Origin of the sequence: Paramuribaculum intestinale, assembly GCF_003024925.1 — a bacterium.
In the GTDB taxonomy this organism is placed as follows: Bacteria; Bacteroidota; Bacteroidia; order Bacteroidales; family Muribaculaceae; genus Paramuribaculum; species Paramuribaculum intestinale.
In genome coordinates this window covers 1-11,455 of record NZ_PUED01000085.1, presented here as the reverse complement: position 1 = coordinate 11,455, position 11,455 = coordinate 1, and the positions used below count along the sequence as shown (strand labels likewise).

Genomic DNA, 11,455 nt, shown 5'->3' with positions numbered 1-11,455 from the left:
GGCGTGATGAACGTCATCTGGTGGTTTCTGGGCGGTGTGGCCATAGCGCTGACCCATCTGCTCTGGGGGCTGGTGTTCTGCATCACCATTGTAGGAATACCCTTCGGGATGCAACACTTCAAGCTTATGAAGCTGGCTCTGTTCCCCTTCGGAAAAGACTTGACGTTTTCATGACAGCGCTCTGAAAGCTGACAACATCAAAAAAAAACAGTCGCCGTGTCAGTGTGAATCTGACACGGCGACTTATTTTACTGAAATCGAAGAGAAGCAATATATATACCTGATCGATATGGAGGGAGGGACTGTCAGCACCGATAATCGGCAAAGCGTATCTGGAGCTGCTGACGCGCATAGAATATGCGGCTTTTGACCGTGCCCACCGGCAGTCCCATGCTCTCGGCGATCTCGTCGTATTTATACCCGGCCACGTGCATGGAGAACGGCCGGCGGTATTTGTCGGGGAAACTATTGATGGCGTCGGTGATCTCCCTTGCTCCGAAAGCACCTTCGGGAGTGGCTATGCCCGAATCCTGACTGAGATTGAGGTGATAGAGATCGTCGGTCGTATCGACCACCGTAGCCGCACGCGCGGCTTTGCGGTAATTGTTGATGAAGATGTTGCGCATGATAGTGAACACCCATCCCTTGAAATTCGAGTTGTCGGCAAACTTGTCGGCATTGTCAAGCACCTTCAGCATCGTATCCTGCATAAGGTCGGCAGCATCTTCGCGATCTGACGTGAGCATATAAGCGAAGTTGAGCATATTGGCCTGCAGAGAGGTGAGTTTCTGCCTGAAATCAACTGTTGTCATGTCGTATCGTATTTTGTTGCTTACTATACTGTTTTGCGTTGTACTGAACCCTCGGTTATTGATTGGTTCGACGATGCAAAGTTACGTCATATACGGAGTCGGCAAGCAAATTTGAGTTAAAGCACGTTAAAATGATTACAGTCGTGTTACAGCCTTGCGTTATGTGTTTAATTTTCAAATATATCTTCGCACCACATCCGAAGCATTCAAAAAAACGGCCGCAGACACGACGGCAATCTCGAAAATTCTGCGTAACTTTGCGCGCAATTAAATCCATAACGTTTCGTACAGTTTATGTCGTTTATTGCAGATCGAGTAAAAATGGACGGACTGACATTTGACGATGTCCTTCTGATCCCGTCCTATTCGGAAGTCCTCCCCCGCGAGGTCAATCTCCGCACCAAGTTTTCACGCAACATTGAGCTCAACGTGCCTCTGGTATCGGCGGCCATGGACACCGTCACAGAGGCCCAGCTTGCCATAGCCATCGCACGCGAAGGAGGCATCGGTGTCATACACAAAAACATGACCATCGCCGAGCAGGCTCGTCAGGTCCACGCCGTGAAACGCGCCGAAAACGGCATGATCTACGACCCTGTCACCATCAAGCGCGGCAAGACCGTGCGTGACGCTCTGGCCATGATGGAGGAGTACCATATCGGAGGCATACCGGTGGTCGATGACGAACGTCACCTCGTGGGTATAGTCACCAACCGCGACCTCCGCTTTGAGCGCAACCTCGACCGTCCTGTCGACGAAGTGATGACCTCCCAGAATCTCGTCACCACCAAGCAGTCGACCAACCTCGAGGAAGCAGCCAAGATACTGCAGGAGCACAAGATCGAGAAACTCCCCGTGGTGGGTTCGGACGGCAAACTCGTCGGACTAGTGACCTATAAGGATATCACCAAAGCCAAAGACAAGCCCTATGCATGCAAGGACTCGCTCGGACGTCTGCGCGTGGCAGCCGGTGTCGGCGTCACCAACGATTCCATGGAGCGCGTCGACGCCCTCGTAGAAGCCGGAGTGGATGCCATAGTGATCGATACCGCCCACGGTCATTCGCGCGGTGTGGTAGGCGTGCTCAAGGCTGTCAAGGAAAAATATCCCCATATCGACGTTGTGGTAGGCAACATCGCCACCGGCGAAGCTGCAAAATATCTCGTTGAGAACGGAGCCGACGGCGTCAAGGTGGGCATAGGCCCCGGATCCATATGCACCACCCGCGTGATCGCCGGCGTAGGCGTGCCCCAGCTTTCGGCCGTCTACGACGTAGCCAAGGCACTCAAAGGCACAGGCGTGCCTCTGATAGCTGACGGCGGCATACGCTACTCCGGCGACATCGTCAAGGCACTCGCAGCAGGAGCCTACAGCGTGATGCTTGGCGGAATGCTGGCAGGTGTCGAGGAATCGCCGGGCGAGACAATCATCTACAACGGACGTAAATACAAGGCCTACCGCGGAATGGGATCGCTCGAAGCCATGGAGAAAGGCTCGAAAGACCGTTACTTCCAGGCCGGAGAATGCGATGTGAAGAAACTCGTGCCCGAAGGCATTGCCGCACGCGTGCCCTACAAAGGATCGCTCTACGAGGTAACCTACCAGATGCTCGGCGGCCTGCGTTCAGGAATGGGCTACTGCGGCGCCCCCGACATAGAGCATCTCCATAATGCGAAATTCACTCGCATCACCAATGCCGGCGTGGCCGAAAGCCATCCCCACGATGTAGCCATCACAAGCGAAGCACCCAACTACAGCGCTTCTCACCAGTGATCAGCCGCATAAGCCTGCTCGCAGCAGGACTGACCGTACTGTTTCTGCCGTTGCAGCCACGCGCTGCAGCGGCAGAACGCTTTACGCCGCTCACTGTAGGAGGAATAACTCTTGACCGCGAGGACTTCAACGAGGTTCTCGGCTCTGACACACGCCCCGACACCACAGCCATGCGGCTATTCGAGGAATACGCCCTGAGGCTTGCGGCCGCAGCCGCCGCAGGCTACGACCTGCGGCTCCGCGACCGGTCGTCCGAAGCGATCGTTGCACGTCAGACAGCCGTAGCTCTTACCGACAGCCGTGCGACAGACAGCATCGCGGCCACCGACACGCTCACTATATCGACACTGTTCGAAAGATGGCGCGACAGTCTTCGATGGGACTCGCCACGCTTCAAAGGGTCGATCGTAATGTCTATAAGCCGGGAGCTTGCCGATTCGGCTGCGACAATGCTACATGCCATGACCACAACCGACCACTATGAACGCAGAGCCATACTGATGCGAAGCTTCGGAAAGAATGTAAAACTGGTGAAACTGCTTGTCGGCCGGGGAGCCAACCGTTGGGCCGATCATGCCGTCTGGGGCGACACACTCCCCTCACCTACCGTTGCCGAGCCATGGGCTGCCGCCCGGATAGTCGACGGACATATACTGAACCGCCCCGAAGAGCCATCGGACGTTGCCGACCGTCTGGCAATCATGCATCACTCACACCTGCAACGGCTATATATCAAATGGCTGCGGTCGCGGTTTGCGATCAGATATAACGAACGACCGTAGACGATCCGATCTGCAAACGCAATCAAAACGGATCAAGCGTATCGGCCAAATGACAAAACAAGGTATCCTGTGCCAGGATCTGAATTCCGGCACAGGATACCTTTTATATTATCACGCATTAACGCTTATGCGCTTACGGCTCAGATGAGAGCGTGGCCTGTCATTTCGGCAGGCTGCTCCAGATCCATGATTTTGAGAATTGTCGGAGCCACGTCGGCCAGACGCCCGTCGGCTACCTTCACTCCGCTCTTCTCCGTTACATAAATGCAGGGCACCGGATTTAGCGAATGTGCCGTATTGGGTGTACCGTCGGCATTTATAGCGTTGTCGGCATTGCCATGATCGGCTATTATGATAGCCTCGTATCCGGCAGCCACAGCCGCGTCAATGGTGCGTCCCACGCATTCGTCGACAGCCTTCACCGCCTTTTCGATTGCCTCGTAGACTCCGGTATGACCTACCATGTCGCCGTTGGCATAGTTGACCACGATGAAATCATATTCCTCGCTGCGGATTGCCTCCACAAGCTTGTCGCATACCTCATAGGCGCTCATCTCTGGTTTGAGGTCGTAGGTGGCCACCTTTGGCGAAGCCACGAGAATACGCTCCTCGCCCTCGTAGGGAGCCTCGCGGCCACCGTTGAAGAAGAATGTCACGTGGGCATACTTCTCGGTTTCGGCGATATGAAGCTGTTTCTTGTCGAGCGACGACAGGTATTCGCCAAGAGTATTGCTTACATTCTCCTTGTCGAAGAGGATGTGTACTCCGGTGAACGATGCGTCGTAGGGAGTCATGCAGTAATACTGCAGATCCTTGACGGTGTGCATTCCGGCCTCGGGCATATCGTGCTGTGTGAGCACCGTGGTCAGCTCTTTGGCGCGGTCGTTTCGGTAGTTGAAGAATATCACGGCGTCGCCCTCCTTGATAGTGCCGTCGACTGCGGCATTATGGATAGGCTTCACAAATTCGTCGGTGATGTCGTTGTCGTAGCTCTGCTGCATGGCCGCCACCATATCGGTGGCCTGCTCTCCCTCGCCGTTGACGAGGAGATCATAGGCGATCTTCACGCGTTCCCAGCGCTTGTCGCGATCCATCGCGTAGTAGCGTCCCACAATCGATGCGATCTGTCCGGCCGATTTAGAGCAATGTGCCTGCAGAGCCTCGATGAATCCTTTGCCGCTGCGCGGATCGGTGTCGCGTCCGTCCATGAAGCAGTGTATGTAGACCTTCTCCAGACCATAGGCCTTGGCTATATCACACAGCGCGTAAAGATGATCGAGCGACGAGTGCACGCCTCCGTCAGAGGTAAGGCCCATGAAATGAATGGCCTTGCCCGTCTGCTTGGCGTAGCCGAAGGCATTCTTCACTTCGGGATTTTCCATAATCGAACCGTCGGCGCAGGCCTTGTTGATCTTCACAAGATCCTGATATACTACGCGGCCGGCGCCGATATTGAGATGACCCACCTCGGAGTTGCCCATCTGTCCGTCGGGCAGACCGACGTTTTCACCGCTTGCCTGAAGCTGCGAGTGAGGATACTTGGCCATGAGTTTGTCCCATGCCGGAGTCGGTGTGGAGTAGATCACATCGCCCTTGGAGTGGTTGCCGATGCCCCACCCGTCGAGAATCATGAGTAATGCTTTCTGTGACATATCTGTTCTGTTACAAGTTTGTTGTCAGTTTTTACGTATGCAAAATTACATAAATCAGTCGGAATAATCCAATCTCTCGCCAAATAACCGACCAACCTACATCAAAAAAACACTTTTGGCACACGACTGACAGACCGACGTCTTTTCCGGTCAGGGAACGTGTCTGTGTCTTTTCAGTTTATGCCGGATATCATTCGCCAAACTCATTTTGCTGACGTTCGACCTCAAGCAGTCTTGCTGCTCTCTTTTCGAGTGCCATCCTTTCCTGATCATTATCTCTGACACCACAGTCGTCTGCCGACAAATACCGATCTCTGTCATCAAGAAAGCGCGCATCCTTGTCATAGTAGATCATATTTACGTCAGAAGGCACGCTCACGATTGTCAGTTCGCCTGATATCGGGCGGTGTGTGCCACCCTTGGCCATTGAAGCGCGGACACGGATCGTTCCACTACGGAGAGTCGAACGAACTAAAATCGGAGCCGTGCCCCATTCGAGCCTTACATTGTCGCCTTCAGACCCTGTTATCAGCCGTCCCTCCCCCTCTATCTCGAAATGCAGCATAGAGTTGTTGAGCCGCTTGATACGGCCGTTTTTGTCGGCCACAGCTGCTATAACCGTCACAAAGTCGGAGCCATCGGCTTTAAGCGGTTCACCGCCGACTGTGTCGGTCCACAATATGATCTTTTCAGGTCGACGAGCCGGCCGCACCTTATGAGTCGCCACCACCTTGCCGTCCACAAGACCTTCGGCAAGAAGATATACGTCGTCGGGCTTACCGCTACGTGTCAAAGCTTTGTCGGCCATAAAATCATACACGCCATCGAACACCACCGGCGGATTTCTCATTCCGCGCCGCTTCATGACATCGCGACTGCTGACCATCGTCACTCCTCCGGAATTGAACGTCAGACGCACTTCGTCGCAGTTGGAATAAACCGTGACGTCACTTCCTGAAAACGGTGTCATCTCATGTGCTATCCACACCATCGGACCCGTACCGGCCGCATAGACCGAATCGGTTTGAACCGGACGCTGCGACATAAACATGTAGTAGGAGTATTTCGGCTGTCGGAAAGCATCCATTATACCGCCGTAGAATGGATCGGGATGATAGCCGCGCTGATGGTCAAACGAGTGCCACAGACATCCGCCGACATGCTGACGCGGCTGACTCATCAGGCTCTCGTAGCTTGTGACATTGTAGGGCGGACATGAATAATGCCGGGCCTGAATGCGCATCGGTTCCTCACCCCATGAGCGCGATACACGGCTCGGTGAATTGTGTGAACTCCAATCGTCGACATTGTCGCCCCATTCTCTGGTAAAATATGTCCGCGTTGGATCGATTTTGTCCGGGGCATCGCTCATCGACCTCGGGTGTGCGAACCATATCGGAAAATTCTCGCTCCCCCGAGCCTCACTGTCGCTTGCGCTGTAGCATCCGGGCCACGGATACTCCTCATCGACCGTAGCACGGGCCCTTGCCGCGAAATCCGACGGATACCAAGTTTCATTGAGGATCGGTTCCCATAGCCATACCGAAGGATGGTTGCGATCGCGCCTGACAAGATTGCGGATATCCGAAAACACACGCCGTCCGAATTCGGGGGCATCGTTCCAGAACTGCCATCCGGGAGTATTATCGATCACCAGCAGCCCAAGCTCGTCGCAGGCATCCATAAATGCCGGATCCTGCGGGCAGTGAGCATTGCGTATCACATTCAGGCCTGCATTCTTGAGCTTCAATGCATCACGCCTGTGGGCGCTGTTGCTGACGGCATTTCCAACAAGAGCGTAATCCTGATGGCGGTTTGCCCCGATCAGAGGCTCAGCATACGGCTCTCCATTGAGATAGAAGCCATCCTTGCCCCTGAACTCCAGACTTCTTATACCTATCCGCCTGCGATATCCGTCGACCGCACTACCCTTCCGGTCATATATTCTTACGTGCAGATTATAGAGATGCGGACTGCGCGGCGACCATAGCCGCGCATTGTCAACATTGAGTTTCGACGATATGGATGTCGCCTTGCCTTTTGCCACTTTTATATTGCCTTGTGTCATGGCAGCGGTATCACCGGCAGCGTCAATCAAAATGTATTCGAGGCGTCCGGAGAAATCCGTCCGGGCTTCGTTGCGTATATGCAGCCTTGTGTTGACGTCGGCTTTGCTTTCCCCGACATTGTCATACCATACGGCCAGACCGCCACCTGCCACGACGTTCTCATAGTTGGGATCCGTAATATGCAACCGGTCGTGCGCCACAAGCCAGCAGTCGCGATATATACCGCCAAAATATGCAAAATCGAGCATATCCTGAGGTTTACCGGGAGGATACGAGGGATCGTCGCTGTTATCAGTCATTACAGCTATCACGTTGTCGCCTTCTCTGTCTACGACGTCAGTTATGTCGGCCACCACGGGCAGATACCCTCCATAATGCCTGGCCACTTCCTTTCCGTTTACCCACACTCTGGATTTACCCATTATTGCCTCGAAATGCAGAAACAGTTTTTTGTCTGAAAGCGAATCGGGCAGACTGAAATGCTTGCGATACCACACGGGACCCTGATAGTTGACACATCCGCTTGCTTCCGACGGCAGGATCTCTACGCCGTGAGGGAGCGACACCACCTCCCAGGCACTGTCGGCAAACGCCTTGCAGTCCGCGCCACTGACATCACCGCGATGAAACCGCCACGCAGGATTCATGCTCGCGACGATCCGGCCTGTTCCGTCCAAAGGGAAAAAACCGGCCATTGAATATTCCGCTGTTGAGAATGCCGGCAAAACGGCCGCCATCATTCCGGCAAGAGCCAATATTATTCTTTTCATTCGATTAAAGGTAAGAAAAGTAGGGGTAGACGACGCATGACAAGCCGCGCTGTGTCATATTGCGCAATCCTCGCCTATGTCGTAATTTTATACTGCGATTATACTGCGACGCAAAAACAATGCGACAGCTTCGGAGCTTTGTCAACTACCGGAGCTGTCGCTATGATATTGTTGAAACTTTATCGTGTCAGACTTGCATTAGAGCTCATCTTTCTCGAAAACGATCTCTACATGCTCGCCGCTCTTGTTGCCCTTGTAGTCAAACTTCAGGCCTCTGTCAAGAGTCTTGATCAGATCGATGAAAGCCTTGTTGGAAGGCTGGCTGACAACTGTATTGTAGAGGTTCTTTTTCGACTCGTCGGCACCTTCCTTGATGGTGGCCATGTCGGAAACTTCCTCGTCGACGGTGTAGTTGTAGACCACGTATGCGTCGTCGAAGGTAAGCTTCATCTCCACGATACCGGGCATTTTCTGATCCTTGATCTGCTCGTTGATCTGCTCTACCACTTTTTCAAGAGCGGCATCCTTGGCGCCACTGCATGCAGTGGTGATTGTCATCATGGCTATTACAGCCACAACCAATAATTTAGTTATCTTTTTCATATTATTTTGTTTTTTAGCACTGCAAAATTAGCAATAATAATCTGTATTCTCTGCAAAATAATGCCGGCTATGTGTCGACTTGCTGGGCTTTTTGGCAGGTTTTAGGTCAGGGTTCCATGACAAACACAAGCTCGCCACCGGCCATTATTTCGTCGTGGGTAATGTAGTTCCGGTCGAGTTCACGGCCGTTGAGCGTCACTTTTTCAGGCTTCATTCCATCGCCGCGACGCACTATTGTAAATGTTCCTCCGGGCACTTTCACACTGGCTTGCCTGAAATGTGGCCGGCCGAACCAATAGCGTGCACCGGCAGGCTCTATCTGATAGAAACCGAGCGCCGACATCACCAGCCATGCCGACATCTGTCCGCAATCCTCGTTGCCCGACAGCCCTGTGCGGCTGTCATCATAGAGGGTGGTGATGACACGATTGGACAGCTCTGCCGCCTTGTCGGGGCGTCCGAGCATCGAATAAAGATAGATAATGTGATGGCTTGGCTCGTTGCCATGCACATATTGTCCGATCAGACCTGTGATGTCGGGCGATACGTTGCCCCGCAGACTCGAATCAGCCGTAAATAACGAATCGAGCCGCTCTATGGTGATCTCACGCGAGCCGAACTTCTCTACCAGGCCGTCTACGTCGTGCGGCACAAGCCATGTGTATTGCCATGCATTTCCCTCGGTATAGTCATTGTTGCGGTGGTCGACAAAATTCGGGTCAAAAGGCTCGCGCCATTTGCCGGCTCTGTCACGACCGCGAACGAAACCGGTCGACGCGTCGAAATAATGACGCCACGAGTGGCTGCGTCCGGTAAATTCCGCCGCCGTGGCAGTGTCGCCTGTAGCTTTTGCCGCATTGGCTATAGCTGCGTCGGCAATGGCATATTCCATGTCGTAGGACAGAGCCTCGTTGATAGCCTCCACCGGAGTGTAGCCGAGCCGTCGGCGTTCGCCGAGGCCGCGTGTGGTGTCGTTGGCCGTTGCGAGCATCGCTCTCATGGCACGCGCCGCATCGACACCCGGTGTGCGCTTCACAACAGCATCGGCCACCGGAATAATGCCCGGATTACCCACCATGCAATAATTCTCACAGCCCCAGAGATGCCACACCGGCAGATGCCCCTCTTTTTCATAAAGGTCGATCATGGAGTTGACTATCTCGGCGCTGCGCTCACGGTCGATGATCGACAGCAGCGGCAGATGAGTACGATAGGTGTCCCACAGCGACAGGATCGTATAGGCCGGAGCGGCACCGTAGTCATTGAACGTGGCCGGCAGTATCATCACATGATACATGGCCGTATAGAACTTGCGCAGCTCTGTGGTGTCGTCGCTCTTCACAGTCACACGCGCAAGCTCCTGGTTCCAGATGCTGTCGGCTTCGGCCGCCACGCGGTCGAAGTTCTTCCCGTCGGTTTCGACCCGCAGATTGGCTATCGCGGCCTCGACGGAGGTGGGCGATATACCCACCCTGACTGTCACCTGCGCTCCCTCCTTCATCGGAGCGAATGACACGCGGCCAAAGCGGTTTTCAAACCCGTGGAGCGTAAACTCGTCGAACGGCTCGGAAAATTCGGCCGCGAAATACACCTTCTGATCGTCGGACCATCCGGTCGAAAACCGGTGGCCTGCGATCATACGGTCGCTCATGGGCATCATCTCCGTATCGGTGGCGTTGTCCCAGCATCCGCCGTTCTGCAGATCTATGACTATCGCGGCCGAGTCGGTAGCCGGGAATGTGTAGCGGTGGAATCCGACGCGGTTTGTGGCGGTCATTTCGGCGAGAATGCCGTAGCGTGTCAGCGGCACGGCATAATAGCCGGCCTTGGCCACTTCCTCTGACCGGTCGGCATAGCTCCACATACCGCTTTCAGGATCATCATGGTTGCCACGGGCATAGGTCACCTCGCCGGTCACCGGCATCAGGGTGATGTCGAACAGATCGCCTACTCCGGTCCCCGAAAGATGGGTATGAGAAAATCCTATCACAGTGCTGTCCGATTCGTGGTAGCCCGAAGTCCAGTCCCATGCCTGAGTGATGCTCGTCGGTCCGAGCTGCACCATGCCGTAGGGGACGCTTGCACCCACAAACACATGGCCGTGCGCTCCGCTGCCGATAGTCGGATCGACATAATCGGTGAGCTGCGATACGCTGTCACGGGAGCCGCAGGAAGCGACCGTCACAGCCAGGGCTGCGGCGGTCATTGCAGTGTATCGGATTTTCATTTTTTAGGTGTTTGTCCGAGGTTAAACTTCAGTGTGCCACCCTTGAGAAGCTCGTCGTGGCTTATGCGGTATTTCTTCAGCGGCTTTCCGCCAAGAGTCATCGACTGTATGTATATATCCGAGGGCAAAGTCCTGTCGGCCTCTATCGTCAGCTTGCGGCCTTCGGGGAGGTCTATCTCCACTTCGTCGAACACGGGCGAGGTCAATGTATAGAACGGCTCGCCGGGACAATCGGGATACATCCCAATCATCGAGAACACAGCCCAGCCCGACATCGTGCCGGTATCATCATTTCCGGGGATGCCGTCGGGCTTTGTGGTGAAATATTTGCCGAGCAGTCGGTTGACCTCCTTCTGAGTGCGCCACTCCTCGCCACCGAAACGGCTGAACAGATAGGGATAGGCTATGTCAGGCTCATTGGCGGGATCATAGAGAGCGCTGTCCATCACCATCTGGAGTCTGTCGACAAACTTGCGCTTGCCTCCCATCAGCTTGACCAGTCCATCGACATCGTGCGGAACGAAGAAGGTGTAATTCCATGCGCTGCCCTCGTGGAAGCCCGGTACCACCTCGAAGTTCTCTCCCTGCCGGGGATCGAACGGCGACAGGAAAGTTCCGTCGGCGAGTTTCGGACGAAGAGTGCCGCTCTCTTTAGAATAATAATTCTTATATCCGAGCGAGCGCTGACGCAGCGTGCGGGCAAGCTCGGTGTCGCCACGCTGCTCTGCGAGCCATGCCAGAGCGGCGTCGGCCACGTAATACTCCAG

The 11,455-nt window shown here is 54.4% G+C and carries 9 protein-coding genes; 3 read left to right on the top strand and 6 right to left on the bottom strand.

Annotation, left to right across the window (positions count from 1 at the left end):
• A partial coding sequence (locus C5O24_RS07595) for a YccF domain-containing protein (RefSeq protein ID WP_275541804.1) occupies positions 1 to 174 on the top strand: 174 nt, incomplete at its 5' end.
• A 131-nt stretch (positions 175 to 305) separates the two neighbouring features.
• On the opposite strand, the gene C5O24_RS07590 is transcribed toward C5O24_RS07595, so the two are convergent.
• On the bottom strand, positions 306 to 812 hold the full coding sequence (locus tag C5O24_RS07590; RefSeq protein ID WP_107034895.1) for an RNA polymerase sigma factor: 507 nt from the start codon (positions 810 to 812) through the stop codon (positions 306 to 308).
• 294 nt (positions 813 to 1,106) lie between these two features.
• Here C5O24_RS07590 and guaB point away from each other — a divergent pair, with 294 nt between their 5' ends.
• Together guaB and C5O24_RS07580 are read left to right on the top strand one after the other, a co-directional pair.
• Entirely contained in the window at positions 1,107 to 2,585 is a 1,479-nt protein-coding gene (gene guaB, locus C5O24_RS07585) for an IMP dehydrogenase (protein WP_107034896.1), read from the top strand.
• On the top strand, positions 2,582 to 3,367 hold the full coding sequence (locus C5O24_RS07580; RefSeq protein ID WP_107681669.1) for a hypothetical protein: 786 nt from the start codon (positions 2,582 to 2,584) through the stop codon (positions 3,365 to 3,367). Before guaB ends, C5O24_RS07580 begins: the two co-directional genes overlap by 4 nt.
• A gap of 140 nt (positions 3,368 to 3,507) precedes the next feature.
• Here the strand turns inward: C5O24_RS07580 and gpmI are convergent, their stop codons facing one another.
• The 5 genes from gpmI to C5O24_RS07555 all read right to left on the bottom strand — a co-directional run.
• On the bottom strand, positions 3,508 to 5,019 hold the full coding sequence (gene gpmI / locus C5O24_RS07575; RefSeq protein WP_107034898.1) for a 2,3-bisphosphoglycerate-independent phosphoglycerate mutase: 1,512 nt from the start codon (positions 5,017 to 5,019) through the stop codon (positions 3,508 to 3,510).
• A 190-nt stretch (positions 5,020 to 5,209) separates the two neighbouring features.
• Positions 5,210 to 7,858, bottom strand: coding sequence for a glycoside hydrolase family 2 TIM barrel-domain containing protein (locus C5O24_RS07570; RefSeq protein ID WP_107681668.1), 2,649 nt, complete (start codon positions 7,856 to 7,858; stop codon positions 5,210 to 5,212).
• A 198-nt stretch (positions 7,859 to 8,056) separates the two neighbouring features.
• The gene (locus C5O24_RS07565; RefSeq protein ID WP_107034900.1) at positions 8,057 to 8,461 is read right to left on the bottom strand and encodes a hypothetical protein; all 405 of its coding nucleotides are present in this window, start codon (positions 8,459 to 8,461) and stop codon (positions 8,057 to 8,059) included.
• Positions 8,462 to 8,567: 106 nt separating this feature from the next.
• A complete protein-coding gene (locus C5O24_RS07560) occupies positions 8,568 to 10,688 on the bottom strand; it encodes a GH92 family glycosyl hydrolase (protein WP_107034901.1) in 2,121 nt (706 codons plus the stop codon).
• On the bottom strand, positions 10,685 to 11,455 hold a 771-nt coding region (locus C5O24_RS07555; protein WP_161553847.1), incomplete at its 5' end, for a GH92 family glycosyl hydrolase. The genes C5O24_RS07560 and C5O24_RS07555, both read right to left, overlap by 4 nt.